The organism is Oceanicola sp. D3, from assembly GCF_006351965.1.
GTDB lineage: Bacteria > Pseudomonadota > Alphaproteobacteria > Rhodobacterales > Rhodobacteraceae > Vannielia.
Genome location: NZ_CP040932.1, coordinates 36,322 through 59,711, shown reverse-complemented (window position 1 = coordinate 59,711; position 23,390 = coordinate 36,322). Strand labels below are relative to the sequence as shown.

Annotated in this window: 28 protein-coding genes; 9 read left to right on the top strand and 19 right to left on the bottom strand. The window is 64.6% G+C overall.

What is annotated here, in order from left to right; all coding sequences use genetic code 11:
• The first annotated feature begins 30 nt into the window (after positions 1–30).
• Genes trxA through FHY55_RS00320 form a run of 3 tightly spaced genes read left to right on the top strand, consistent with a single transcriptional unit; the run spans position 31 to position 1,826 of the window.
• Positions 31–945 carry a thioredoxin gene (trxA, locus tag FHY55_RS00330; RefSeq protein ID WP_140012295.1) on the top strand — a complete coding sequence of 305 codons (915 nt, stop codon included), beginning with the start codon at positions 31–33 and terminating at the stop codon, positions 943–945.
• Between the two features lie 27 nt (positions 946–972).
• A complete protein-coding gene (locus FHY55_RS00325) occupies positions 973–1,629 on the top strand; it encodes an LON peptidase substrate-binding domain-containing protein (protein ID WP_140012294.1) in 657 nt (218 codons plus the stop codon).
• Positions 1,626–1,826, top strand: coding sequence for a Trm112 family protein (locus FHY55_RS00320; RefSeq protein WP_140012293.1), 201 nt, complete (start codon positions 1,626–1,628; stop codon positions 1,824–1,826). Before FHY55_RS00325 ends, FHY55_RS00320 begins: the two co-directional genes overlap by 4 nt.
• 7 nt (positions 1,827–1,833) lie before the next feature.
• On the opposite strand, the gene FHY55_RS00315 is transcribed toward FHY55_RS00320, so the two are convergent.
• A complete protein-coding gene (locus FHY55_RS00315) occupies positions 1,834–2,673 on the bottom strand; it encodes a TIGR00730 family Rossman fold protein (RefSeq protein WP_140012292.1) in 840 nt (279 codons plus the stop codon).
• A 131-nt stretch (positions 2,674–2,804) separates the two neighbouring features.
• Here FHY55_RS00315 and dapD point away from each other — a divergent pair, with 131 nt between their 5' ends.
• The 4 genes from dapD (at position 2,805) to FHY55_RS00295 (ending at position 5,924) form a co-directional block, all read left to right on the top strand.
• Positions 2,805–3,632: a 2,3,4,5-tetrahydropyridine-2,6-dicarboxylate N-succinyltransferase gene (gene dapD / locus FHY55_RS00310; RefSeq protein ID WP_140012291.1), complete on the top strand. Its 828-nt coding sequence runs from the start codon at positions 2,805–2,807 to the stop codon at positions 3,630–3,632.
• A 39-nt stretch (positions 3,633–3,671) separates the two neighbouring features.
• Entirely contained in the window at positions 3,672–4,541 is an 870-nt protein-coding gene (locus FHY55_RS00305) for a hypothetical protein (protein WP_140012290.1), read from the top strand.
• Between the two features lie 95 nt (positions 4,542–4,636).
• Positions 4,637–4,888 (top strand): GlsB/YeaQ/YmgE family stress response membrane protein, encoded by a 252-nt coding sequence (locus tag FHY55_RS00300; RefSeq protein ID WP_140012289.1) that lies wholly within the window; start codon positions 4,637–4,639, stop codon positions 4,886–4,888.
• A 4-nt stretch (positions 4,889–4,892) separates the two neighbouring features.
• Positions 4,893–5,924: a sodium:calcium antiporter gene (locus FHY55_RS00295; RefSeq protein WP_140012288.1), complete on the top strand. Its 1,032-nt coding sequence runs from the start codon at positions 4,893–4,895 to the stop codon at positions 5,922–5,924.
• Positions 5,925–5,959: 35 nt separating this feature from the next.
• Here FHY55_RS00295 and FHY55_RS00290 read toward each other — a convergent pair whose 3' ends face one another.
• From FHY55_RS00290 to dapE, 10 genes are all read right to left on the bottom strand, one after another.
• Complete coding sequence (locus tag FHY55_RS00290) at positions 5,960–6,565, bottom strand: hypothetical protein (RefSeq protein ID WP_140012287.1); 606 nt, start codon at positions 6,563–6,565, stop codon at positions 5,960–5,962.
• Between the two features lie 8 nt (positions 6,566–6,573).
• A complete protein-coding gene (locus tag FHY55_RS00285; RefSeq protein ID WP_140012286.1) occupies positions 6,574–6,894 on the bottom strand; it encodes a hypothetical protein in 321 nt (106 codons plus the stop codon).
• A gap of 65 nt (positions 6,895–6,959) precedes the next feature.
• Positions 6,960–7,346, bottom strand: coding sequence for a hypothetical protein (locus tag FHY55_RS00280; protein ID WP_140012285.1), 387 nt, complete (start codon positions 7,344–7,346; stop codon positions 6,960–6,962).
• 275 nt (positions 7,347–7,621) lie between these two features.
• Positions 7,622–8,875 (bottom strand): lytic murein transglycosylase, encoded by a 1,254-nt coding sequence (locus FHY55_RS00275; protein ID WP_254695381.1) that lies wholly within the window; start codon positions 8,873–8,875, stop codon positions 7,622–7,624.
• Positions 8,876–8,945: 70 nt separating this feature from the next.
• Positions 8,946–11,201, bottom strand: a complete 2,256-nt coding sequence (gene rnr, locus FHY55_RS00270) for a ribonuclease R (protein WP_140012283.1) — start codon at positions 11,199–11,201, stop codon at positions 8,946–8,948.
• A gap of 84 nt (positions 11,202–11,285) precedes the next feature.
• Positions 11,286–11,720: a GNAT family N-acetyltransferase gene (locus FHY55_RS00265; RefSeq protein ID WP_140012282.1), complete on the bottom strand. Its 435-nt coding sequence runs from the start codon at positions 11,718–11,720 to the stop codon at positions 11,286–11,288.
• Positions 11,717–12,133, bottom strand: coding sequence for a GNAT family N-acetyltransferase (locus FHY55_RS00260; RefSeq protein WP_140012281.1), 417 nt, complete (start codon positions 12,131–12,133; stop codon positions 11,717–11,719). Before FHY55_RS00260 ends, FHY55_RS00265 begins: the two co-directional genes overlap by 4 nt.
• Positions 12,130–12,444 carry a type II toxin-antitoxin system RelE/ParE family toxin gene (locus tag FHY55_RS00255; protein WP_140012280.1) on the bottom strand — a complete coding sequence of 105 codons (315 nt, stop codon included), beginning with the start codon at positions 12,442–12,444 and terminating at the stop codon, positions 12,130–12,132. Before FHY55_RS00255 ends, FHY55_RS00260 begins: the two co-directional genes overlap by 4 nt.
• Entirely contained in the window at positions 12,444–12,710 is a 267-nt protein-coding gene (locus FHY55_RS00250) for an antitoxin (protein WP_140012279.1), read from the bottom strand. Before FHY55_RS00250 ends, FHY55_RS00255 begins: the two co-directional genes overlap by 1 nt.
• 46 nt (positions 12,711–12,756) lie before the next feature.
• Positions 12,757–13,905, bottom strand: coding sequence for a succinyl-diaminopimelate desuccinylase (gene dapE, locus FHY55_RS00245; RefSeq protein ID WP_140012278.1), 1,149 nt, complete (start codon positions 13,903–13,905; stop codon positions 12,757–12,759).
• A 298-nt stretch (positions 13,906–14,203) separates the two neighbouring features.
• Between dapE and FHY55_RS00240 the strand changes: the two genes are divergently transcribed.
• Positions 14,204–15,799 (top strand): Hint domain-containing protein, encoded by a 1,596-nt coding sequence (locus FHY55_RS00240; protein ID WP_140012277.1) that lies wholly within the window; start codon positions 14,204–14,206, stop codon positions 15,797–15,799.
• Between the two features lie 94 nt (positions 15,800–15,893).
• Here FHY55_RS00240 and FHY55_RS00235 read toward each other — a convergent pair whose 3' ends face one another.
• The 4 genes from FHY55_RS00235 to FHY55_RS00220 all read right to left on the bottom strand — a co-directional run bounded on the left by FHY55_RS00235 (position 15,894) and on the right by FHY55_RS00220 (position 18,420).
• Positions 15,894–16,385: a hypothetical protein gene (locus FHY55_RS00235; protein WP_140012276.1), complete on the bottom strand. Its 492-nt coding sequence runs from the start codon at positions 16,383–16,385 to the stop codon at positions 15,894–15,896.
• A 114-nt stretch (positions 16,386–16,499) separates the two neighbouring features.
• A complete protein-coding gene (locus FHY55_RS00230) occupies positions 16,500–16,934 on the bottom strand; it encodes a hypothetical protein (RefSeq protein WP_140012275.1) in 435 nt (144 codons plus the stop codon).
• Between the two features lie 119 nt (positions 16,935–17,053).
• Positions 17,054–18,064 (bottom strand): TIGR00341 family protein, encoded by a 1,011-nt coding sequence (locus tag FHY55_RS00225; RefSeq protein WP_140012274.1) that lies wholly within the window; start codon positions 18,062–18,064, stop codon positions 17,054–17,056.
• On the bottom strand, positions 18,064–18,420 hold the full coding sequence (locus FHY55_RS00220; RefSeq protein WP_140012273.1) for a hypothetical protein: 357 nt from the start codon (positions 18,418–18,420) through the stop codon (positions 18,064–18,066). Before FHY55_RS00220 ends, FHY55_RS00225 begins: the two co-directional genes overlap by 1 nt.
• Positions 18,421–18,493: 73 nt before the next feature.
• Between FHY55_RS00220 and FHY55_RS00215 the strand changes: the two genes are divergently transcribed.
• Positions 18,494–18,886, top strand: coding sequence for a rhodanese-like domain-containing protein (locus FHY55_RS00215; protein ID WP_140012272.1), 393 nt, complete (start codon positions 18,494–18,496; stop codon positions 18,884–18,886).
• 67 nt (positions 18,887–18,953) lie between these two features.
• Here the strand turns inward: FHY55_RS00215 and FHY55_RS00210 are convergent, their stop codons facing one another.
• The 4 genes from FHY55_RS00210 to mutL form a co-directional block, all read right to left on the bottom strand.
• Complete coding sequence (locus FHY55_RS00210) at positions 18,954–19,280, bottom strand: DUF3775 domain-containing protein (protein WP_140012271.1); 327 nt, start codon at positions 19,278–19,280, stop codon at positions 18,954–18,956.
• Between the two features lie 53 nt (positions 19,281–19,333).
• Complete coding sequence (locus FHY55_RS00205) at positions 19,334–20,086, bottom strand: SDR family oxidoreductase (RefSeq protein WP_140012270.1); 753 nt, start codon at positions 20,084–20,086, stop codon at positions 19,334–19,336.
• 166 nt (positions 20,087–20,252) lie between these two features.
• The gene (locus FHY55_RS00200; protein WP_140012269.1) at positions 20,253–21,491 is read right to left on the bottom strand and encodes a DNA recombination protein RmuC; all 1,239 of its coding nucleotides are present in this window, start codon (positions 21,489–21,491) and stop codon (positions 20,253–20,255) included.
• Positions 21,488–23,344, bottom strand: a complete 1,857-nt coding sequence (gene mutL / locus FHY55_RS00195; RefSeq protein WP_140012268.1) for a DNA mismatch repair endonuclease MutL — start codon at positions 23,342–23,344, stop codon at positions 21,488–21,490. The genes FHY55_RS00200 and mutL overlap by 4 nt, the downstream gene beginning before the upstream one ends.
• Positions 23,345–23,390: the final 46 nt, after the last annotated feature.

The window sequence follows — 23,390 nt, the reverse complement described above, 5'->3', positions numbered from 1 at the left end:
CTACCCGTTCAACAGATGATGGAGGCCCCAATGCTCGAACTTGGCCAAGGCAACACCGAAGCCCCCGCAGGCGACCTGATCAAGGACGTGAACGAAGCCGACTTCATGGCGGAGGTCATCGAAGCGTCGCAGACCGTGCCGGTGATCGTGGATTTCTGGGCCACATGGTGCGGCCCCTGCAAAACGCTTGGCCCCCAGCTCGAGGCCGCCGTGACCGCCCAGAAGGGCAAGGTGAAGATGGCCAAGGTCGATGTCGACCAGAACCAAGGCATCGCCGGGCAGCTGCGCATCCAGTCCATTCCCACGGTCTATGCCTTCTGGCAAGGCCAGCCGGTGGACGGCTTTCAAGGCGCGCTGCCCGAAAGCCAGCTAAAGGAGTTTGTTGCCAAAATCGCCGCTCTGGCCCCAGAGGCCGATGGCGGGCTGGCCGATGCAATCAACGCCGCTGAGGAAATGCTGGAAGAAGGCGCCGCCGCCGATGCCGCCGAGGTTTTCGCCGGGGTGCTTGAGGAAGAGCCAGAGAACGCCCAGGCTTATGGCGGGCTGGTGCGGGCCTATATTGCTGCCGGGCAGGTGGAGCAAGCTGACGCCCTGCTGAACAACGCGCCGGAAGCCGTGGCGACAAGCGCCGAGGTGGAGGCTGCCCGCGCCCAGATCGACCTGCTCAAACAGGCCGAAAGCGCAGGCCCCGTTGCCGAGTTGACGGCCGCCGTCGAGGCGGACCCCGACAACCATCAGGCCCGGTTTGACCTTGCCACGGCGCTTCATGCCAACGGCGACACCGAAGCGGCGGTGGATCATCTGCTCGAACTGTTCCGCCGGGATCGCGAGTGGAACGATGGCGCAGCCAAGACCCAGCTCTTCACCATCTTCGATGCGCTGAAACCGCAGGATCCGGTGGTGCTGACGGGCCGTCGTAAACTCTCCTCGATGATATTTGCCTGACGCGCGGCGCGGCCTACCTTGATGGCCATGATGCACTCAGGCGATCTTCCCGAAACGATCCCGATTTTCCCGCTGCCCGGAGCGCTGCTGTTGCCGCGCGCCCGGTTGCCGCTGCACATCTTCGAGCCGCGCTACCTTGCGATGCTCGACGATGCGCTGAAAACCTCCACCCGCCTCATCGGCATGGTCCAACCCTGCGAAGGCCCCAAGGGCTGCGGGTGCGAGCCGGGGCGGTTGCAGAAGATCGGCTGCGCCGGGCGGCTCACCGGGTTTTCCGAAACCGAGGATGGCCGCTACATGGTCACCCTCACCGGCATCTCGCGCTTCCGGATTCAGGAAAGTGTCGAGGGCTTCACGCCCTATCGGCGTGTCAAACCTTGCTGGAAGGGGTTTGACCGGGATCTCGGCCAACCCGAGCACGACAAGGGCTTCAACCGCGAACGTTTCATGCCCAAGCTCTGCCGCTACTTCGAGGCGCAGGGCCTGTCGACGGATTGGGACAGCCTCGAAGAAGCCGATGACGAGTTGCTCATCAACTCGCTCTCGATGCTCTGCCCCTTCGAGGTTGAAGACAAACAGGCGCTGCTGGAGGCGCCTTCACTCGAAACCCGGCGCGAGACGCTGGTAACCCTGATCGAGTTTGCCCTGCGCAGCGGCGAAGACGGAGAGGAACGGCTACAATGAGCGACGAAACGGCCACCGCCCATTCCGGGGTCGAGCGCCATGTGCTGGAGGCCTTGGTCTGCCCCGAGACCCAAGGCGTGTTGCGCTATGATTCCGAGGCCGGAGAACTGATCTCCGAACGCGCCGGCCTCGCCTTTCCCATCCGCGACGGTATCCCGATCATGCTGGTAGACGAGGCCCGGCGGATCGACGATTAAGGGCGCCCTACCGCCCCGGGATTTCCCCACGCTTCTCACCTGCGCCTTCCCAGCTGTCGATGGCCGCAACAGCCTCCTCCGCCGAGTCCACGAATTTGAACAGGTCAAGATCGTCTGGGCTGATGGTCCCTGCGTCCTTCAGGGCATCCCAGTTGATGATCTTTTCCCAAAAGGCCTTTCCGAACAGGAGGAAGGGCACCTTCTGCATGCGGCCGGTCTGAATGAGGGTGAGCGCCTCGAAGGTTTCATCCAGCGTGCCGAAGCCGCCGGGAAAGACGGCGACGGCACGGGCGCGCATCAGGAAGTGCATCTTGCGGATCGCGAAGTAGTGGAAGTTGAAGCAGAGGTCCGGCGTGACGTATTCGTTGGGCGCCTGCTCGTGGGGCAGCACGATGTTGAGGCCGATGGAGTGTCCTCCGGCGTCTGCCGCACCGCGGTTGCCGGCCTCCATCACGCCGGGGCCGCCGCCTGTAACCACCACATCCTCGGTGCCACCTGAGGCCAGCGAACGCTCTGTCATCAGCCGGGCGAAGGTGCGGGCCTCGTCGTAAAACGCGGAAAGCTCTGCCAGCGTCTCAGTGCGGGCGGTGTCTTTCTTGGCGGGCTCGGGGATGCGCGCGCCGCCGAAGAGGACCACGGTGGAGCGGATGCCGTGCTCTTCCATCAGCAGCTCTGGCTTCAGCAGCTCGAGTTGCAGGCGCACGGGGCGCAGCTCGTCGCGGCAGAGGAAATCTTCATCGGCAAAGGCGAGGGTGTAGGCCGGGGCGCGGGTTTGCGGGGTATCGGGCACCTCATGGGCAGTGCGCTTGTCTTCTCCGGCGTCGCGAAAGCGGCTGGCGTCGTTCATCGGTCGTCCTTCCTGTTCGTTGGGGGGACGGTATCGCGGGCGCGATGGAGAGGGAAGCCGGGCGCGTGGTGGGTTGCGCCCGTGTGGCGGGGCGCTATGACGGTTGCGATCAGATTTCGGAGGATGTCCCCATGTCGAACGCCCAGCTTGAAGCCGCCATCGAAGCCGCCTGGGAAGGCCGCGATGCAATTACCCCCGCCACCACTGGCGAAACCCGCGAGGCGATTGAAGATACGCTGGCCGCGCTGGACGGGGGCAGCCTGCGGGTGGCGGAGCGGCGTGAGAACGGCGACTGGCATGTAAACCAGTGGGCCAAGAAGGCGGTGCTGCTGGGGTTCCGGATCAAGGACATGGAAGAGCAATCCGGCGGGCCGCAGGGTGGCGGCTGGTGGGACAAGGTGGACAGCAAGTTCAAGGGCTGGGGTGACAACCAGTGGAAGGCCGCCGGTTTCCGCGCGGTGCCGAATGCGATTGTTCGCAAGAGCGCCTACATCGCGCCCGGCGTGGTGCTGATGCCCTCCTTCGTGAACCTCGGGGCCTATGTGGACGAGGGCACCATGGTGGATACATGGGCTACCGTCGGTTCCTGCGCGCAGATCGGCAAGGGCGTGCACCTGAGCGGCGGCGTGGGTATTGGCGGCGTGCTGGAGCCAATGCAGGCGGGGCCGACGATCATCGAAGACAACTGCTTCATCGGGGCGCGCTCCGAGGTGGTGGAAGGCTGCATCGTGCGGGAAGGCTCGGTGCTGGGCATGGGCGTTTACATCGGTCAGTCCACCAAGATCGTCGACCGGGAGACCGGCGAGGTGATGTATGGCGAGGTGCCGCCCTACTCGGTGGTCGTCTCGGGTTCGATGCCGAGCAAGAACGGGATCAACCTCTATTGCGCCGTGATCGTGAAGCGGGTGGACGCCAAGACACGCTCCAAGACCGGCATCAATGAGCTGCTGCGCGACTGATCCCGCCCGGGGTGGTGGGCAGATTGCCCACCCTACGGGATGATCAGCTTTTCCGACTGGCCAAAGCGGCAGGTTCTGCATGACCTGCGTTGCGTGGCGCAAGCCTCGCGCCCCGCAGCGGAGGCGCGCGGCGATGCAGCCTTGCTGGCGGTGCCACTGGAGGCAGATCTTCAGCTGGCCTGCGATGATGATTACCTGTCACGGATCACTGCGCTGACCGCGGTCGCGCGGTCCGAGGATGCGGAGCTGGCGGGCTATGCGATGGCGCTGCTGATCGGGGATGCGGTGCACGGACAGATCGGCTTCACGCCAGACGCCCTGCCGGTCGCGCGCCAACCCCGAGCCCGGCGGGCGGCGCTGGCGCGTGGGCTTCATGTGGTGGATGAGGTGCATGAATTGGGCACGGAGCTGCCGGAGCTGGAAACGAGCCTGCCGCCCGAGCGTGTGATTGCGCCGCTGGTGCAGATCGCGCAGGAACTTCGCGGCATGGTCGATGCGGTGGCCATGGCGGATTACGGGATGGATGCAGAGCGCCATGCGGAGGCGCTACGCGCGGTGCTGGATGCCGAGGGCTGCCGCTTTCCGAAAGGCGAGCGGTGGTATCCGGCGGAGGTGGTGGAACTCACCGGGCATGACCCGGACAATGGCGCCACGTGGTTTCCCTGCATCGCGCTTCTGGTGCTCGACGACATTCACCACCACGGCGATTTTGACCAGATGACGTTTCGCTGGATGAGGCACGCCAAACGGCTGGTGGCCGCGCCGGAGCATGTCCGCAAGCCGATCCTCGCTGGCATCCGTCACCTGTTGGAAAGCGGCCCGCCGGGCGAATGGGATCCCTACTGGGATTGGATGCCTCAGAAGATTGCTGAACAGGCCGTGATGGTGCCTTGGGAGGACGTGGCGTGAGCACCTGAACGGTGTGGCATGCTCGAACCGGGGAACCGCGCCCATGGCTGACGGGTTGAGACGGTAACACCTTCTTGAACCGAAAGGATGGACCCATGGGTCTTGGACTGATTCTCTCAATCATCATCGGCGGCCTCGCCGGTTGGATCGCCAGCATGATCATGAAGGCCGACACCGGCCTCATCACCAATATCGTGCTCGGCATCGTCGGTGCGCTGGTGCTCAACCTGCTGCTGCAACTGCTGGGGATCTATGCCGCCGAGCGGATCATTCCGCAGCTGATCGTCGGGATCGCGGGCGCCTGCCTGCTGATCTTCGGCTTCCGGGCCATCGCGCGCCGCTCCTGACGGCGTGCTCACAGACCTATCGCTGACTTGGCTCCTCGTCGCCTTCACCGTGGCGGGGAGCATTGTCGTGGTGGCCTCGATCCGGGCGACCGCGCTGGCCGACATCATCGCCGACCGCACGGCGGTGGGCGAGGCGCTGGTGGGCGGCGTGTTGCTGGGCGGGGCGACATCGCTTTCGGGCGTGGTGGTGAGCGTCACCGTGGCGGCGCAGGGGGATGCCTCCTTTGCCTTTTCCAACGCGGTGGGTGGGATCGCGGCGCAAACGCTGTTCCTCGCGATTGCCGATACGCTGCACAAGCGGGCCAACCTTGAGCATGCCGCCGCCGAGCCTGCGAACCTTTTTCAATGCGTGATGCTGCTGATCCTGCTCAGCCTGCCGGTTGCGGCAATGGCGGGGCCGGATGTGGCCTATTTCGGCATTCACCCGGTGTCGGTGGCGCTCTTCATCGCCTATGCGGCAGGAGTGCGGCTGGCGGCGAGCGTGCGCGAAGAGCCGATGTGGGAGCCGGTGGAGACGGGCGACACGCGCACGGATGACCCGGGAGATGCCGAGGACGCCCACAAGAGCGCGCGTGGGCTTGTGGTGGTGTTCGTTGCGCTGGCCGGGGCAATGGCGCTTTGCGGCTGGGTGATCGGGCAAACAGGGCAGGAGTTCGTGACGCGTTTCGGGCTGGCCTCCAGCCTCGTGGGCAGCCTCGTGACGGCGGTGGTAACCTCGCTGCCCGAGCTGGTGACAACGCTGGTGGCGGTGCGGCGCGGGGCGCTGCAACTGGCCGTGGGCGGGATCATCGGCGGCAACACCTTCGACACGCTGTTCCTCGTGTTCTCCGACGTCGCCTACCGCGACGGCTCGCTCTACCACGCGGTGGGCATGGCCGACCTCTACTGGCTGGCGACGGGCCTCTTGATGACGGCGGTACTGATGGCCGGGCTGATCCTGCGCCAGAGGGAGGGGCCGGGGCGCATCGGCATCGAGAGCGTGCTGATGATGGGGATCTACGGGACGGCTGTGGCAGTGGAGGTGGTAGGGGCGTGACGGGGTGCCTCGGGGTGGTGGGCAGATTGCCCACCCTACAGGTCGTCCAACCAGATCTGAACCATGATGAAGTGGTCCTGCTCTCTCGCACGCCTGAGATTGGCTTCTAGCTGCTCCATGGCTGCTTCGGCTGTTGTGATGGGATCGTCCAGCTCGAGGATGCTGCATTCCATCACCAGCGTCCGGTTCGGACCATTTATCGCGAAGGCTTCCATCGAATGAACATAGAGGTCGCGCGCGATGGCCTCCTGCCCGATGGTCATGGCGGAGTGAGTTGACAGAAGGCGTGTGCCGCCTGCGGTCAGGCCTTCGGCTATGACATTTTCGATCAACGGCGCTTGTGCGGCCTCGGCCAAGGTTCGGGCGGAGAGGAACATTTCCCGCGTGCATTCCTGAAATGCTGCATTCATCTCGCCCAAGGCCTCCTCTTCGGAGAAGACACGCTCGCCGGACAGGAAGTCGCCTTTCTCGTCAGAGTAGCTTCTAACCTCTCCGTTGCTGAACAGGCCAATCTTCTCGTCGATCCAGCCGTCCAGTGAACAGCGATAGAAAGAGATGTGGGGATGGTAGGGGCCAAGGTTGAGGATGCCGCAAAAGTACTTGCAGGCCTTTTCGCTATCCGGCTGTTCGTTTGTGTCCATCGCGGGCCTCACGCTTCGGGGTGGTTCAGCGTTAGTGTACCTGCTCCGGAAAGAAGGTTCCGGAGTGCGGTGTTGGCGACTAGCGACTCCTGCAGGCTTGCATCCAGATAAATCTCACAAAATGTGTCCGGATGCTCTTCCGCCTCGGTTATGGAGACCACTTCATCTGATGGCAGGCGCAGCAGGATGCAGCGAAGCCCATTTTCCGAGATGACAGCAGCGTGGAAGCGGCGCGCCAGCGAGGTGATATCGCATTCGATCCATCCGACGATCTCGCCCGTGCCGCTGGGCCAGAATGACTTTTTGAATTCGACCTCGATAGGCTCCACGACCACACCGTATCCTTAACGACCATTCTGCACAGGTTGTTGGACTTCACCCGTCGTCCCTGAGCTTACTCTAACAGCTTGCGGATGTCGGCTATCGCTCTCCCCGATCTCGCAATCCTGATGCCGCCGACGGCCTCGGCGTCAGCGTAGGTCGCGAAGCGGCAGTCGAAATAGCGGACTTCGGCGGAGAGCTCAAATACCGCCTTGCTGGTGTCACCTTTCACCATTCGTCCAGTGGCGTCCCGTATGACCGGAATTTCAATTCCCGGCAGCCATCCGGACACCCTAATGCGCTGCTTCGGGTTCAGCTGCTTGGCCACGCTCGTCGGGTAGTTATCTGTCTCCACATCCTCTGTGCCCGTCGGCTCGAACGAGCCGGGATTGTTGCCTAGATCACCAAGCACGTTTGTCGTGCCCTTTTGCCGAACCTCGAAATCAACGATCCGGTCCAAAGCACCAGAGATGCAGACAGGCGCACTTGATCGGTTCACGAGGGTCAGCGAATTAGGTCCAGGCGAAAGTACCCGAGTCGCTTCTGCTATCCCTGCAAGGTCTACAGATGCGGTCACCTCGGGACCGGGCGGCTGTATTTCACACCCAAACAAAGGGAAGCAGATCAAGCTGGCGAGCATCGCGCTAACAAAGCGGGGCACACCGAGAAGCTTCGGTGCTGCGTCCCGTTTCTGGGGAGGCGCACCGTGCTCCCCGACGAATTGCAAAACTCCGCTCAACGCAGCTTCTGAAGGATATGCAGCGAGGCGTAGCCGTCGGGGGTGACGCCGATGCTCTTTTGGTACGCGCGCACTGCGGCGAGGGTTTTGGGGCCGATCTTGCCGTCTACCCCGCCCGGGTCGAAGCCTGCGGCCTCCAGCCTGGTTTGCAGCTCTTCGCGTTCGGGCAGGGTCAGGGCCCTGTCTTCGCGGGGCCAGCCGGACTGGATGCGCTTGCCGCCGCCGATGAGGTCGGCGAGGTGGCCGACGGCGATGACGTAGGCGTCGGCGGTGTTGTAGCGTTCGAGCACCATGAAGTTGCCGTAGGTGAGGAAGGCCGCGCCCTTGGCGCCGCCGGGAAGGCGGATGGAGGCAGGGCCGTGGTCGGGCAGTTCGTTGCCCTCGATGTCGCGGACGCCCAGCGCGTTCCACTCGGCGGCGAATTTCTCGACGTGTTCGCCCGCGATCTCGTAGTCGAAGCCCTCGGGCAGGACCACTTCCATGCCCCAGGGCATGCCCGTGACCCAGCCGGCATCGGCGAGGTAGGCGGCGGTGGAGGCGAGCGCATCTGTCGGGTCGTCGCCCCAGATGTCGCGCTTGCCGTCGCCGGTGAAATCGACGGCATGGGCGAGGTAGCTGGTGGGGATGAACTGGGTATGGCCCATCGCTCCGGCCCAGCTGCCGGTCATGCCGCGCGGGTCGGTATCGCCCGCTTGCAGGATCTGGAAGGCGGCCATGAGTTGGGCCTCGAAGAACTCACCGCGCCGCCCGTCGAAACCGAGGGTGGCCAATGCCTCGACGATGTCGGTCTCGCCCTTGAAGGTTCCATAGGCGCTTTCGAGCCCCCAGATGGCGGTGACGATCTCTTTCGGGACGCCGTATTCGGCCTCGATGGCGGTGAGCGTTTTCATCTCGCGGGCGAGCGCCTTCTGGCCGTTGTCGCGGCGCAGGTCGGAGGCCGCCGTATCGAGATAATCCCAGATCGTCTTGGTGAATTCGTTCTGGTTGCGATCGCGCTGGATGACGGTGGTGTTGTAGGTGATGCCCTCGAAGGCGCGCTCCAGCAGGGCGGCGTCGATGCCCTCTGCGCGGGCCTTGGCCTTGAACGCCTCGATCCAGCGCTCGAAGGCCTGGTTTGCGACTTCAACCACCGGAAGGCCTCCCTGCGCGGGGCGGGCGATGGGGCGGATGGAGGTTTCGACAACCGCAGGGCTGGCCTGGGTCATGCCCGCCAGAAGCGCGGCTGTAACGCCGGTCGTGAGTGCCTTCATGATTCTGCTCGTCTGCTGCCAGATCTTTGGCGGCAGCATAGCGGAAATCGGCGTGCCGCCAAAGCACGGGTCAGTTACGGCGGCGGCGGGCGACCTTGCGGGACTTGGAGGTCTTGGCCTTCGCCCTGCCCTCTTTGCGCCGGGTGGGGCGTCCGCGCTTGGCCGAGGCGCCGGGCTTCACCGCCGCGCCCTCGATTTCCAGCAGGTCGAGCAGGAGGCCGCCGGTGACGGGCACAGCCTCGGCCAGCCGGACCAGCACGCGCTGGCCGATGCCGATGACACGGCCTGTGTCGGCCCCCATCAGCTCCTGCGCCTCGCGGTCGAAGTGGAAATACTCCTGCCCGAGCGAACGGATAGGGATGAGGCCGTCGGCGCCGGTTTCATCGAGCCGGACGAAGGCGCCGAAGCGGGCGATGCCGGAGATGCGCCCGCCGAACTCGTTGCCGACGCGCTCGGAGAGGTAGGAGGCGAGGTAACGGTCGGTGGTGTCACGCTCGGCGGTCATCGAGCGGCGCTCGGTTTCGGAGATATGCACCGCCGTCTGCTCCAGCGCCTCGATGTCGGGCTCGGTCAGCCCGTCATCGCCCCAGCCGTTGGCGGTGATGAGGGCGCGGTGCACGATGAGGTCGGAGTAGCGGCGGATGGGCGAGGTGAAATGCGCGTAGGTGCCCAGCGCGAGGCCGAAGTGGCCGATATGCTCGGGCGAATAGTAGGCCTGGGTCATCGAGCGCAGGGTGGAGAGGTTTATCAGCTCGGCCTGATCGGTGCCCGCGGCCTGCGCGAGGAGGCGGTTGAGGTGCTCGGTTTTCAGCACCTGGCCCTTGGCGAGGGAGAGGCCGGACGCCTGAGCGGTTTCGCGCAGGGCATCGAGTTTTTCCGGCGAGGGCTCTTCATGGACGCGGAACAGGAGGGGCTGGCGCTTCTTGACCAGTTCCTTGCCGGCGCAGACATTGGCCAGCACCATGAACTCCTCGATCAGCCGGTGGGCATCGAGCCGGTCCTTGAACTGGACCGACTGCACGGTGCCGTCCTCGGCCAGCACGATCTGGCGCTCGGGCAGATCGAGATCGAGCGGCTGGCGGCGGTTTCGGGCGTCGACCAGCGCGTGGTAGGCGGCGTAGAGCGGCTTGATCACCTCCTCCATCAACGGCCCGACCTTGTCGTTGGGTGCGCCGTCCATCCCCTGCTGCACCTCTTCGTAGTTCAGCGAGGCAGCCGAGCGCATCAACCCGCGCACAAACTCCCAGCCGACCAGCTCGCCATGGGCATCCACCCGCATCTTCACGGCGATACAGGCTCGCGGCACGCCTTCGTGCAGGCTGCAAAGATCGCCCGAAAGCCGATCGGGCAGCATCGGCACCACCCTGTCGGGGAAGTAGGTGGAATTGCCCCGCTCCCGGGCCTCCCGGTCCAGTGCCGAGCCGGGGCGCACGTAATGCGCCACATCGGCAATCGCGACCCAGATCACATGGCCACCCTCGTTCTTCGGGTCGTCGTCGGGGTGGGCGTAGCAGGCATCGTCATGGTCGCGCGCATCTGCCGGGTCGATGGTGATCAGTGGCACATCGCGCAGGTCTTCGCGGCCCTTTAGGCCAGCGGGCTTCATCGTGTCGGCCTCGGCGATGGTTGCATCGTCGAAGGCGTCGGGAATCCCGTGCTGGTGGATGGCAATCAGCGAAACCGCCTTTGGCTTGCTCGGATCGCCCAACCGCTCCACCACTCGCGCCTTGGGAAGCCCCATGCGCCCCTTGGGCCCGGCCTGCTCGGCCTCGACCAGCTCGCCATCCTTCGCGCCCGCTGTGGCATCCTTGGCCACTGTCCATTCGCGGTCCGCGCCCTTGTCGATCGGCAGGATGCGCCCGCCCTCGGCGCTCTTGCGATAGATACCAAGGATGCGCTTGGGGTTGGTGACGATCTTGCGGATAAGCCGGCCCTCGTAATGGTGCTCCTCGCCCTTCACCTCGCGCAGCTTGGCTAGGATCCGATCTCCCGCGCCCAGCGCGCCATCGGCGCTGCGCAGGATCATCAGCACCTTCGGCTCCGGTCCCTCGCCATGCCACTCCATCGGGCGAGCCATCAGGTCACCATCCACATCGGGGCCAACGACGGTCAGCACGCCCACCGGCGGCAGCTTCTCGGGGTCGCGGTAACTGCGCTTTTTCTTGGCGAGGTGGCCCTCGTCCTCAAGCTCGCGCAGCATCCGCTTTAGGTCGATCCGCGCCGCGCCCTTGATGTGGAACGCCTTGGCGATATCGCGTTTGCTGGAAGCCTCCGGGTGGGCGGCGATCCAGTCCAGAATGTCTTTTTTCGTTGGGAGCTCGGCCATGAGGAAAGAGGTAGCAGGGCATGGGCCAAGGCAACAGCGGATTTCGCAGGGCCGCGCGATTTTGCTCTCCGCCCGTAGCCGTGCCTAGAGCGCCCGTTCCATCATCACATGAGCGATGCCGACTGAGTCGAACGCCTCTCCATAAGGTGAGAAGCCGAGCCGGGCGTAGAACGGAAGCGCCGAGACCTGCGCGCCAAGGATCACACGGTTTATCCCGCCCATCGCCCGCAGCTCATCAAGCGCTGCTTGCATGAGCGCCAGCCCAAGGCCAGTGCCTCGTAGGTGTTTCAGCACACAAACCCGCCCGATCTTGCCAGTCGCGCCATCGCGCATCACTCGCGCCGTGCCCACTGGTTTGCCCCCGAGACGCGCCAACAAGTGCACCGCCCCGGTGTCCTCGTGGTCGTTTTCGACCTCCGCAGGAACCCCCTGCTCCGCCACGAAAACCTCCATCCGCAACCCGAGGCACGTGGCAAAATCTTCGGTCCGGGCGATGTGCAGGGGGGTGCCCGTTGTCATTCCAACTCCGCCGTCATCCTCCGGTGCGGCACACCCCCGTCGTCAAAGACATCGCCTTCAGCAGTAAATCCCAGCCGCTCGTAAAACCCCATCGCCCGCACCTGCGCATCCAGCACCACGCGGGTGGCGCCCCGCTCGCGCAGCAGGTCCATCCCCGCCCGCACCAGCGCCGCGCCCAGCCCAGTGCCCCGCGCCCTCTGCACCACGCAAATCCGCCCGATCCGTCCTTCGTCCACAAACACCCGCGCCGTGCCCACCGGCTCGCCACGCTCGCTCGCCAGCAAATGCAACGCCGCTCCATCCTTGCCGTCAAACTCCTCCGCCTCCGAAAACCCCTGCTCGCGCATGAACACCTCGCGGCGCAGCGCAAAGCAGGCATCTAGGTCGTGGGTCGGGGTGATGGTGAGGGTCATTCGGGTGTTGGTCCCATGCGCTGTTTGAGGTGGTCCAAAAAGTTCATGCGCTCGTGCAGGATGGCTGCGATTGCCGGGACGCCTTCGGCGTCAAACTGCCAGAACACCACATGCCGCTCGGCCCGACTCGACCGCAACCCCGGGCGAATATCGCCCCAGTCCCGAAAGGGCAGGCGGGCGAGCCGCTCGAACCGTTCTTCAAGTTCGGAAAGGTAGCTTGAAGCGCGCGCCTCGCCCCATTGGTCATAGCTGTAAGCCCAGATATCCCTCAGGTCGGCCCGAGAGCCTGCCGTCAGCCGCCATTCTGCCATCAGCCAGCCCGGCGGGCCTTGGCCTCGCGAATAATCTCATCCATCGACACTTCGTAGGTTTCACCGCGCTCGATAGCGTCAAGGCGGGGCGCAAGAAACGCCCGCAACTCTTCCAGCGCAGCCTTCTCCTCATCGCTCGCCGCGCCCCTGTCATCCCCCAGCGCCTGGCTCATCACGAAATCCTTGATCGACTGCCCCCGAAGCGCGGCAATGGCCTTCAGCTTCCGGTGCTCTTCGGCGGTGATATCTATAGACAGGCGAGGCATGGCCCAAAGCTAACCTGCCTCGCCCCACAAAACAACATTTGTGGGTTCACGCCTCGGCGAAATAGGCCGCCAGCATCTGGCCATACACCTCTTTCAACTGGCCAATCTGCTCGACTCGCACCCGCTCATCCACCTGATGCATCCGGTGCCCGACAAGGCCGAATTCCACCACTGGGCAATGGCTTTTTACGAAACGCGCATCGCTCGTCCCGCCCGTGGTGCTGGGTTCCGGCGCGCGGCCCGTCACCGCCTCCACCGCTCCGCTCACCAGCGCCGAAAGTTCACCCGGCGGGGTCAGGAAGGCCTCGCCGCTCACCTTCACCGTCAGGTCGACCTCTACGCCAAACTCCTCGGCCACCCGGTCTCCCTCGGCCTTCAGCCACTCGGTCAGGCCCTCACCGGTGTGCTCATCATTAAACCGGATGTTCGCCGTGGCCCGCGCCTGCGCCGGGATCACGTTGGTCGCCACATTGCCCACGTCGATGGTGGTGAGCGCCAGCGTGGAGGCGTCAAAATGCTCGGTGCCCATGTCGAGCTCGCGGCTGGCGAGCCTGTCGCAGAGCCGAGCCATCGCGGCCACCGGGTTGATGGCGCGATGCGGATAGGCGCTGTGGCCCTGTTTGCCGCGCAGCACGTAATGGGCGTTCATCGAGCCGCGTCGCCCGATCTTCATCATGTCGCCCATCTCTTCGAGCGAGGTCGGCTCACCGACGATGCACACATCCATCCGCTCGCCATTCTCGGCCATCCAGTCCAGCAGCGCGGTGGTGCCATCCAGCGCATCGCCCTCCTCGTCACCGGTAATCGCTAAAACCACCGAGCCCTCCGGCGGGGTATCCTGCACAAAGTCGATGGCCGCGGCCACGAAAGCGGCCACACCGCTTTTCATGTCGGTCGCCCCCCGACCATAGAGCCAGCCATCATCCTCCTGTGCGCCGAAGGGCGGAAAGGTCCACGCGGCCTCATCGCCCACCGGCACCACATCCGTGTGGCCGTTGAAGCCGAAGGACTTGCCGTTGCCCGCGCGGCCCCAGCGGGCAAACAGGTTGGATACGCCGCCGCGATCCACTCGGGTGCAGGCGAAACCGGCTGCCGAAAGCCGGTCTTCCAGCAGCACCAGCGCTCCGCCCTCCTCGGGTGTCACAGAAGGGCACTGCACGAGTGCGCGGGTCAGCTCTACGGGGTCGGTCGTCATGGCGGGGGCTCCTTTTGCCCCCGAAATACCGCCTCCGCTTGCCGGGCACCAGTTTCGATCGGGCCGCCCCGGGGCAAGGCGCTGTTGCCGCCGCCCCACAGCCTGTGCCACCGCCAGCCAAATGTGCTGACAAGCCGCCGAAATCGTGGCAATTTTCGACAAAACGAGAAAATCGACCCGAGGCAGGGCGAAGAGCAGAGGCCGGAGAGACGGGAAAACCCGCGCACCGAGCCACCCCCGAAGGACCGGCCCCGTGCCGCGCCCTCGTGCCATGCCGACGGCTCATTGAGGACAGAGCATGGTTGCGGCATCGGAACTTTCAATCAACACCAACGCCACCGCCACCAATATGGCAAACACCATCTTTGGTGACAGCGTTCAGGTGGTCTCGGCCACCTATTCCGGCGACGACCGGTCATCGGGCATCTATACGGGCGGCAATAGCACCTCGCCCGGTGTTCTGCCGGGAGATAGCGGCGTAATCCTCTCCACCGGGCGGGCAACGGATTTTACCAACAGCTCCGGCGACGCCAACCAAGACACCAACACCTCGAGCAACATGAACACCGGTTGGTTCAACTCGGATCCGCCGGACAGCGACTTTGAAGAGATAGCCGGGACGCGCACCTATGATGCGTCCTATCTGGACGCGACCTTCATCCCTGAAGGCGATGTGATGACCATCCAGTTCGTCTTCTCCTCCGACGAGTACCCGGAGTATGCAGACTCGATCTACAACGACATCGTCGCTGTCTGGGTGAACGGCGAATACGTCGAGCTGGAGGTTGGCTCGGGCGATACCTCGGTGATCAACGTCAACCACGCCGACAATTCCAACCTCTTCATCGACAACATGGGCAGCGTCTTCAACACCGAGATGGATGGCTTCACGGTGACGATGACGCTGACCATGCCGGTGAACGCGGGCGAGGAAAACACGATCCGGATCGGCATCGCGGATACCTCCGACAGTTCGTATGACTCCAACCTTCTGATCGCCGCCGACTCGGTGCAGACGGACCTCGTGGCCATCACCGACAACCTGACCATGGGCACGGACTTCAGCAAGGAATTCGACCTTACCGGAAACGACGTCAGCCCAACCGGCGCGACGATGACGATCACCCATATCAACGGGGTGGCCGTCACCGCCGGGGATAGCGTGACGCTCGGCACAGGCCAGACCGTTACGCTCAACGCCGATGGCACGATTACCGTCGACAGCGATGGGGATGATGAAGAAGTCACCTTCACCTACGCCATCAGCGACGGGCTGGGCCATACAGATACAGGCTTCGTCAAGCTCGATCAGGTGCCCTGCTTCGTCGCGGGCACGATGATCGCCACGCCGGACGGCGAAGTGCCGGTGGAGAGCCTTTTGCCGGGTGACATGGTGCTCACACATGACGATGGCCCGCAGCCGCTGCGCTGGATCGGGCGCCGAGCCGTGCCCGCAGAGGGGGCAATGGCACCGATTCATATCCGCGAAGGCACCTTCGGCCAGCATCGCGCGCTGACAATCTCACCGCTTCACCGGCTGATGATCCGCGATCCGCTCGCGGAACTTCTGTTTGGTGATGGGGAGGTGCTTGTAGCTGCCAAAGAGCTGGTCAACGGCAGCTCGGTTACCCGGCTTGAGGGGGGCGAGGTGGAATATGTGCACCTACTCTTCGACCGTCACCAGGTGGTGTTCTCCGAAGGGCTCCCGACCGAGAGCTTTTTGCCGGGCGGCCAGATGCAGCACAGCTTCGAGGCAGAGATCGTGGCGGAGATTTGCGAGATCTTCCCCGAGCTTGATCCGCAAACCGGGGAAGGTTACGGCCCCGCCGCCCGCCGCATGCTCTCGGGCTACGAAGCGCGGCTCTGGGCAGCGGAGGCGTTGCAGGCGGCCTAAGGCGCGGCAGTAACGCCGGATCGCGCGTTGGGGCGCATTGCGTACTTCGCAAATGGCCCCTGATTGCGTATCGGTATCCTAAGGCCCGGCGGCCTTAGTTGCCGAGCGCGCTGGCGACCGACTTGTTCGGAGCGGCCTTGCGCTTCACACTAGAGCCAGACGAGGAAACGCGCGCGGTGCTTTCCTTGCGACCGGTGGCCGAATTCACACCCTTGTTGCGGCGAGCCTCGGCTTCGCGCTGGGCCTTGAGGCGGGCAAAGTCGCGGCGGTGGGCATCTTCGGGCTGGTAGCCAAACCACATGCGGATGCGCGTCCAAAGGCTTGGGGCCTTGCGCTGAATGGTGATCGTCTTGTCACCGCCAACGCGGCTGGTGGTTTTGGTCGACTTGATGAGGTTGCCGCCGGAATAGCCGCTGGAGGCTGTGGAGCGCTTGGTATCTGCGCTCTCGTCGAGCGCGGCGTAGTCTTCGCCGTCAGCCGCGTCGAGCGCGCCGCTTACGCCAGAAACAGACGCATATTGCATGTAGCCGATCACGCCCATTACGGCGAGGACAGCGACGATCAGGATTATCCGCACTTGTGCCATATCTTGCCTGCCTTTCCGTTCACCCGGGCATCTGGCCCGTCAGTTCTTCCTTCGGTGCAGCCGGGCACCATGCCCGCCCTCTTTGTTGCTCTCTCGTCGTGGTCCGGGGGCTGGTCACTCGCCAACCCGGATCACCTTTCTTTGCGCCACCGGCGGTGCATAGGCCGGCGCGGATTCTTCTTTCTTGCGGCGAACGGTCCGAAGCCCGTCGGTTGCCGTGGTGCGCGGGGCATAGGTGCCCGTGCTCGATGTCGTTCCGCTGCCTGAGCTGTTGCTCACGCGGCGTTGGGTGTTGGTTGCGCTCTTCTGCGGGGCACCGCTGGCCTGCGGCAGGCGCGAGGTCACAACCCTGTCGTCTGCGGGCGCAACGCCCTCCATATCAAGGCCGGGGGCGGCCCATCCGGCGTCATCTCTCTCGAGCCCGAGCGCCAATTCCGCGAGGTATCCCGGCTCGGTCACAAACTTGTAGCCAAGCCAGCCCATGCCCAGCATGGCTGCGATCATCACGGCGTTGAGCGCCCATTTGATCGCGGCAATTGATTGTTTCATGGGTGCGCACAGGCCTCATTTTCAGTCGCTTTCCATCTAGGCGGGAAAGCGCGGCACAAATGGGGCGGGCTTGGGGTATTGGTGGGAATTCTCGGTTAATTGCCCTGCATAGCGGCGGATTAGATCCCCGGCACGTAACCGTGGCCCGCTGCCCAAAGCGCCAGCGCCATGAGCAGCACCAAGGCCCCCGACGCCCCAAGCGCCACCCGAACGCTGGTTTTATGGTCGGAGCCTTCCCAGCGGCGGGGGCGAATGCCCTTGAGCAGAAATACAACCTGCGCGGCAAGGTTGATGGCCACGATATTCGTCATCACCGTCGCCAATGCCCGTAGCGCATTGGGAATATCCCAGACGCCGACGAAGAGACCAAAGGCGGCGAGAGGGGGTAGCAGGGCGGCGGCCACCATGACGCCGACAAGGCCGGTGGTCTGCCCGCCCGACATCATCAGCGCGGCCACTGCCCCGCCCGCGAGGGGCAGAGCCACGGTGCGCAGGCTGAGTACTCCGGAGAAATCCATCATCGACGTGTCGGGGTAGGAGCCGGGCATGATGAGCCCCAGAGCAATACCCACTGCCGTGGCCACCAACAGCCCCGCCCCAAGGGCGCGCGTTGCAACGCCGAGCAGCGCAAAGTTGCCCAGCGCGGTGCCGAAGGCGAAGGCCATGATCGGGCCAAGCAAGGGCGCAATGACCATCGCGCCGATAACCACCGCCACCTGCCCCTGGCTCAGACCAATGGCCGCCACCATCGCCGCCAGCGCCGTCATCACAAGGTAATCGACCGTCAGCGCCGTGCCCTGCCGTACCTCGCGATAGATCTCTTCGCGGGCGCTCACGCTCTCCTTCTCGGCGCGGCGGCTTTCCTCATCGTCGTCATCGAGTTCCGGCAGGCTGGCCTCGGTGGGCACTGAGAAGAGTCGCCAGTCTTTCTCGCTCTCCAGCGCGTCACTAATGGCGTCCATCACCTCCTGCGTATCGCCTTTGAAGAGCGCCACGCAGAGCATCTGGCGGCCCTCATCCTTGTCGGCAGGCAGACGCCACCAGTGATCCGGGGGCAGCTCCTTCAGGCAGTCCACCACCGTGTCGATCTGTTCGGTTGTCGCAATGACCTGAAGCAGGCGGTCGGCCATCAGGCCTCCCCGCCTTCATGGGTGCTCTCATCGAAGAAGGGAGTCATCTGGGCCACGATCACGGCGTTCTCTTCCGCGGCCCGGGCCATCAGCCCGCGCTCATCCTCGCCAATCTCATGGCCCTGCGCCTCGCGCTCTTCCAGCGTGCCGTAGCCGGTGACATCGAGCGGGGCCATGTCGGCCTGCTTGAGGATGGCCACTGTCTCGCGCACAGCTTCGGCCTCGTCCACGCCCGCGGCATAGCACATCAGCGCCGCGCCCTTCGCCCCGTCGGGCAGGCCGTCACCGGGCTTGCGGCCCACTTCCACCAGCAGCGTATAAACCGCCTGAGGCTTCTTTTCCTTGCGCGGGGCCATGTCATATCCTCCTGTCTAGGCTAGGTGTTCCGGTAGGCGGATGAAGTCAAGCAAGACCGAGGGGGAGAAGGCGATGAAACGGGTAAAGGATATGGTGGCCGAGGCCAATGCGGTGGTGTCACACGCCCCGGCGGCACAGGTGCTGGGCGCGCATGGCCAGCCGGGCGTTACCTTCGTTGATCTGCGCGATCCGCGCGAGCTTGACCGGGAGGGGATGATCCCCGGCGCCTTCCACTGCCCGCGCGGGATGCTGGAGTTCTGGATCGACCCAGAAAGCCCTTATGCCAAGGAGCAGTTCCAAAGCGGCGGGCGCTTCGTATTTTATTGCGCGTCGGGCTGGCGCTCGGCGCTGTCGGCAAAGGTTGCGCAGGAGATGGGGCTAGAGGGCGTGAGCCACATCACCGACGGTTTCGCAGGCTGGAAAAAAGCGGGCGGGCCGGTTGAGGAGCGCCCCAAGAAGGGCTGACAGAGGAGTGGCCCGCTGATGCGGAGTCAGCTCGCCCGCAACTCTGCGGCGGCGCAAAGGAATGGCCTCAGGGCCGCTCGCGCAAATGGTCCTCGGCCTCAGCCACGTTAATATCAAGCGCATCCAACCCGTCTTCCAGCATATCGGCAAGCTGCGGCTCGCCGCCAAGATAGGTTTCGGTCGGCGTGGTCTTCTCGGCCACCGCCATACGGCGCGCCTCTTCGATGTCATCCGCATCATAGCTGCCGCGCCCCACCCACATCAGCGCCACGAGGCTCGATTGCTCGTCCTCGTTCAGCTCAGCGATGTAGCTGCGGGTTGAAACACCGTCGCTGCCGTATTCCCGCGCAAGCGCGATGACCCGGACGATCTTCTGCATGGATATATCGAGCATGGCCGCACCTCCTGTGCGAAGTCTGACACTGCGCGCCCGGGGTTTCCAGCCCCTCAGAGCTGCGAGCGGAACAGGCGGTAGTAGAGCCAGTTGGGCATCAGCTGCGACAACCGCACAACCCAGCCCCGCATCGTTGGGAAGCTCCGCTGGAAGACATCATCGTTCATATGCTCAAAGAGCTCCCGCGCGGCGGCCTCCGAGGTCATCACCGAGGGGGGCAGGGCGGCGGGGGTGTCTCCCTCTGCGGTCGGCTCGGGCTCAATCACGTGGCCCGGGCAGGCCAGCTGCACCTGAACGCCGGAGTTGCGCAGCTCGGCATAGAGTTCTTCGGCAAGGTGCATCACCGCAGCCATCGAGGTGCCATAGCCGATTTCTCCGGGCAGCCCACGGTAGGCTGAGAGGCCAGCGACCAGCAGCAGGTGGCCCTTGTCGGCCTCCACCATGCCGGGCAGCACCGCGCCAACGGTGTTCAACGCGCCATCGAGATTACGGTCGATCACCTTCTTGATCGCGGCAGTGTCCCACGTGCGGGCCCCATGGCCGCCCTGGCCATCGGGCAGGTAAATCACGCCATCAACAGCGCCAACATCCTTCGCGGCCACGCTCATGGCTTCAGCATCCGAGACGTCGGCCGTCATCGCCGAGGCCTTGCCGGGTAGCATCTCGGCCAGCTTTTCCATGGCTTCGGGCTCGGCGCTGGTCAGCACCAGTTCGGCGCCCACACGAGAGAGTTGATCGGCCAGAGCCCGGCCAAGCGCGGAGCCTGCACCAATAATCCAATACCGTTTACCCTGCCATTCGATCATGAAATCTCTCTCCTCCGTAAAGCCCTGAGCTGTTCAAATGCGGTCACCGGCGCGGGGTGATTCTGCGCCGTACCGATCAGACTATAACGCGTGGGTCACGGGGAGGTTCAACTCGGCGGCTGGATGACGTTCAAATTCACGCCATTGCCCGCGAATTGAGCAGGTTTCAGCGTGTGGAGCCGGAAGGTGGGCCAGTGAGGGGGACACCCTGCCCGCTATCCGCCGGTGCAAGTTCCTCAAAATCGAAGCTGTCGAGCCGATGTGCCCGCTTGCCAGCCTTCTCGGCTGAGATCTTGATATCTTCGATGTCTTTCGCCGCCTGCCCGAAGTGTCGGTCAAGGTTGCCAACGCGGGTGCCCAGCCGCTCAACATCGCCATGCAGCAGCGCCAGTTCCTTGCGGATCGCGCCCGCCTGCTCCCGCATCCGCGCGTCCTTCAGCACCGCCCGCATGGTGTTGAGCGTTGCCATGCAGGTGGTGGGTGAAACGATCCAGACCCGCGCGGCAAAACCCTCGCGCACAACCTCGGGGAAGTTGGCATGCAACTCGGCATAAACCGCCTCGGACGGCAAAAACATCAGTGCCCCGTCGGCGGTTTCGCCTTCCACAATGTACTTCTCGGAGATGGCGGAGATATGGGCCTTCACCGCCGTGCGCATCGCCCGGGCGGCGGCAGTCTTATCTGCATCACTCGCGGCATTGCGAAGCTGTTCGTAGGCCTCCAGCGGAAACTTGGCGTCAATGACGATGGGCCCGGGCGGGTTCGGCAGGTGAATCAGGCAATCCGCCCGCTTGCCGTTCGCCAGAGTGGCCTGCAGCGTGTAGCTGTCGCGGGGGAGCGCCTTGGAGACGATATCGTTCAGCTGAATCTCCCCAAAGGCACCCCGGGTCTGCTTGTTGGAGAGAATGTCCTGCAACCCCAGCACATCGCCAGAGAGCTTCTCGATATTCGCCTGCGCCTTGTCGATCTGCGCCAGCCGCTCGGTCAATTGGGTCAGCGAGGTGGTGGTGGCCTTGGAAGAGCCGGTGAGGGTCTCGGTCACCTTCTCCTTCATATCGTTGAGAGTGCGTGCTGAATGCAGCGCCGTCTGATGCAACCGGTCGGCCATCTGTGCCTGCACCTCGGCCAGCCGGGCCTCCATGGCAGAGACGATCTGAGCCTGCCCGTTTTGCTGGCTTTCAGACACCGAGGCGATCCGCCCGCCAAGCTCGTGCTGCCCCTGCGCCAAGGCTTCTACCGCGCGCGACACGGTTCCAATCTGCCCGGCAGCCTCGGCGGCCCGGCCCGCACGGCGCACAGTGGTGATGAGCAGCGCCAGCAGCACAAGGGCGATGAGGGCCCCGGCCAACAGCGCCAGCGTGGCCGGATCGTCCAGCCGGAGGGTGAAGGGGGCCGTTTCGTTCATCGCCGCCCGAAGAGCCGCTCGATATCGTGCAGCTTCAGTTCCACATAGGTGGGCCGCCCGTGGTTGCACTGGCCGGAGTGGGGGGTGGCTTCCATCTCGCGCAGCAGGGCGTTCATCTCCTCGGCGCGCATGCGGCGGCCTGAGCGGATGGAGCCGTGGCAGGCGACGCGCGAGAGGATCGCTTCGATCTTTTCCTGCACCAGCTGGCTTTCGCCAATGTCATCCAGCTCGTCCAGCACATCGCGCAGCAGGGCCTCGGCGTTGATCTCCCCGAGAATCGCTGGGGTTTCGCGCACGGCGATGGAGCCGGCGCCGAAGGGCTCCAGCGTCAGCCCCATGCGGGTGAAGGTTTCTGCATGGGTCAGCAGGGTCGCGGCATCCTGCGCCGAAAGTTCCACGATCTCGGGGATCAGCAGCGCCTGCGCGGCCACGCCGTTTTCGGCCATCTGGCGTTTCAGCTTTTCGTAGACGAGGCGCTCATGGGCGGCGTGCTGATCGACAATGACCATGCCGGTCTCGGTTTGGGCGATGATGTAATTTTCGTGCACCTGCCCCCGCGCCGCGCCTAGCGGGTGGTGGGTGAGGGGCTCATCCACGCCCTGCGGCGTGTCCTCGACCCGGCCCGTTGGCGCTTCGGCAAAACCCATCGGCTCAATCACCGGCGATGGGAACCGGTAGCTCTGCGCGCGTTCGCTCGCGGGCCGGTCCATCTGATACACACGCGGCGGCTCCCCCGCCGCCCGTTCAGGCGTCATCGCCCCCAGCACCTCGCCCGCCACGGTGGTTGAGGCGCGGTGTCCTGCTTCGGCCAGCGCATGGCGAATGCCTGAAACGATCAGCCCCCGCGCCACGCCCGGTTCGCGAAAGCGCACTTCCGATTTGGCCGGATGCACGTTCACATCCACCCGCTGCGGGTCGACATCAAGAAACAGCACTGCCGCCGGGTGGCGGTCGCGGCTGAGGTAGTCGGCATAGGCGCCGCGCAGCGCGCCGATCAGCAGCTTGTCCTTCACCGGCCGCCCGTTGACGAAGAGAAATTGCGCCACCGAGGAGCCGCGCGAATAGGTCGGCAGCGCCGCGTAGCCCGTTAGGTGCAGCCCCTCGCGCTCGGCATCCAGGCGGATCGCGTTTTCGGCAAAGTCGCGCCCCAGCACGGTGGCGAGCCGGCCTGCGAGTGCGTCAAAGAGATCGCCCGATTGCGCATCGGCGCGAAAGGTGGTGCGGGGCTCGCCGGAGGTTTCGTCGCGTAGGGTGAAGCTGGTGAAAGGCTCGGCCATCGCCAGCCGTTTCACCACCTCTGATATGGCCTGAGTTTCCGCCCGGTCGGAGCGAAGGAACTTAAGGCGCGCCGGGGTGGCATAAAACAGATCGCGCAGCTCAACCACCGTGCCGGATGTGAGCGCAGCGGGCTTTACTTCGCCGAGGGTGCCGCCGGTGCAGGAAATCTGCGCGGCATCGCCGGACGCGCAACGGGAGGTGATCACCAGCCGCCCCACCGCGCCGAGCGAGGGCAGTGCCTCGCCGCGAAAGCCGAAGGAGCGGATTTCCAGCAGATCAGAGCCGTCGATCTTGGAGGTGGCGTGGCGCGAGAGCGCCAGCGGCAGATCAGCGGCGGGAATGCCGCAGCCATCGTCTGTGACGCGGATCAGGGTCTTGCCGCCGTGTGAGATCGTCACGTCGATCCGGGTCGCCCCCGCATCAAGCGCATTCTCAATCAGCTCTTTGACGGCGGACGCCGGGCGCTCAACCACCTCGCCCGCGGCGATCCGGTTGATAACCGTTTCGTCGAGTTGCCGGATTTGCGGCAGATCGAGGCTCGTCTCAGGGCCTATATTGGGGCGGGGCGCGTTCATGCCACTAGGGGTAGCATGGGGCGGAGCGATTCTGCGAGGGGTTTTG

Excerpts from the sequence above, each read along its gene's own strand:
- FHY55_RS00250 (WP_140012279.1), bottom strand. The coding sequence starts at position 12,710 with ATGCCTCGCCTGTCTATAGATATCACCGCCGAAGAGCACCGGAAGCTG.
- FHY55_RS00290 (WP_140012287.1), bottom strand. The coding sequence starts at position 6,565 with ATGGACACAAACGAACAGCCGGATAGCGAAAAGGCCTGCAAGTACTTT.
- FHY55_RS00210 (WP_140012271.1), bottom strand. The coding sequence starts at position 19,280 with ATGCTCGATATATCCATGCAGAAGATCGTCCGGGTCATCGCGCTTGCG.
- FHY55_RS00315 (WP_140012292.1), bottom strand. The coding sequence starts at position 2,673 with ATGAACGACGCCAGCCGCTTTCGCGACGCCGGAGAAGACAAGCGCACT.
- FHY55_RS00305 (WP_140012290.1), top strand. The coding sequence starts at position 3,672 with ATGATCAGCTTTTCCGACTGGCCAAAGCGGCAGGTTCTGCATGACCTG.
- FHY55_RS00200 (WP_140012269.1), bottom strand. The coding sequence starts at position 21,491 with ATGAACGAAACGGCCCCCTTCACCCTCCGGCTGGACGATCCGGCCACG.
- FHY55_RS00260 (WP_140012281.1), bottom strand. The coding sequence starts at position 12,133 with ATGACCCTCACCATCACCCCGACCCACGACCTAGATGCCTGCTTTGCG.
- FHY55_RS00235 (WP_140012276.1), bottom strand. The coding sequence starts at position 16,385 with ATGGCACAAGTGCGGATAATCCTGATCGTCGCTGTCCTCGCCGTAATG.
- FHY55_RS00325 (WP_140012294.1), top strand. The coding sequence starts at position 973 with ATGATGCACTCAGGCGATCTTCCCGAAACGATCCCGATTTTCCCGCTG.
- dapE (WP_140012278.1), bottom strand. The coding sequence starts at position 13,905 with ATGACGACCGACCCCGTAGAGCTGACCCGCGCACTCGTGCAGTGCCCT.
- FHY55_RS00265 (WP_140012282.1), bottom strand. The coding sequence starts at position 11,720 with ATGACAACGGGCACCCCCCTGCACATCGCCCGGACCGAAGATTTTGCC.
- trxA (WP_140012295.1), top strand. The coding sequence starts at position 31 with ATGCTCGAACTTGGCCAAGGCAACACCGAAGCCCCCGCAGGCGACCTG.
- FHY55_RS00220 (WP_140012273.1), bottom strand. The coding sequence starts at position 18,420 with ATGGCCCCGCGCAAGGAAAAGAAGCCTCAGGCGGTTTATACGCTGCTG.
- FHY55_RS00205 (WP_140012270.1), bottom strand. The coding sequence starts at position 20,086 with ATGATCGAATGGCAGGGTAAACGGTATTGGATTATTGGTGCAGGCTCC.
- mutL (WP_140012268.1), bottom strand. The coding sequence starts at position 23,344 with ATGAACGCGCCCCGCCCCAATATAGGCCCTGAGACGAGCCTCGATCTG.
- FHY55_RS00240 (WP_140012277.1), top strand. The coding sequence starts at position 14,204 with ATGGTTGCGGCATCGGAACTTTCAATCAACACCAACGCCACCGCCACC.
- rnr (WP_140012283.1), bottom strand. The coding sequence starts at position 11,201 with ATGGCCGAGCTCCCAACGAAAAAAGACATTCTGGACTGGATCGCCGCC.
- FHY55_RS00230 (WP_140012275.1), bottom strand. The coding sequence starts at position 16,934 with ATGAAACAATCAATTGCCGCGATCAAATGGGCGCTCAACGCCGTGATG.
- dapD (WP_140012291.1), top strand. The coding sequence starts at position 2,805 with ATGTCGAACGCCCAGCTTGAAGCCGCCATCGAAGCCGCCTGGGAAGGC.
- FHY55_RS00255 (WP_140012280.1), bottom strand. The coding sequence starts at position 12,444 with ATGGCAGAATGGCGGCTGACGGCAGGCTCTCGGGCCGACCTGAGGGAT.
- FHY55_RS00300 (WP_140012289.1), top strand. The coding sequence starts at position 4,637 with ATGGGTCTTGGACTGATTCTCTCAATCATCATCGGCGGCCTCGCCGGT.
- FHY55_RS00320 (WP_140012293.1), top strand. The coding sequence starts at position 1,626 with ATGAGCGACGAAACGGCCACCGCCCATTCCGGGGTCGAGCGCCATGTG.
- FHY55_RS00215 (WP_140012272.1), top strand. The coding sequence starts at position 18,494 with ATGAAACGGGTAAAGGATATGGTGGCCGAGGCCAATGCGGTGGTGTCA.
- FHY55_RS00225 (WP_140012274.1), bottom strand. The coding sequence starts at position 18,064 with ATGGCCGACCGCCTGCTTCAGGTCATTGCGACAACCGAACAGATCGAC.
- FHY55_RS00275 (WP_254695381.1), bottom strand. The coding sequence starts at position 8,875 with ATGAAGGCACTCACGACCGGCGTTACAGCCGCGCTTCTGGCGGGCATG.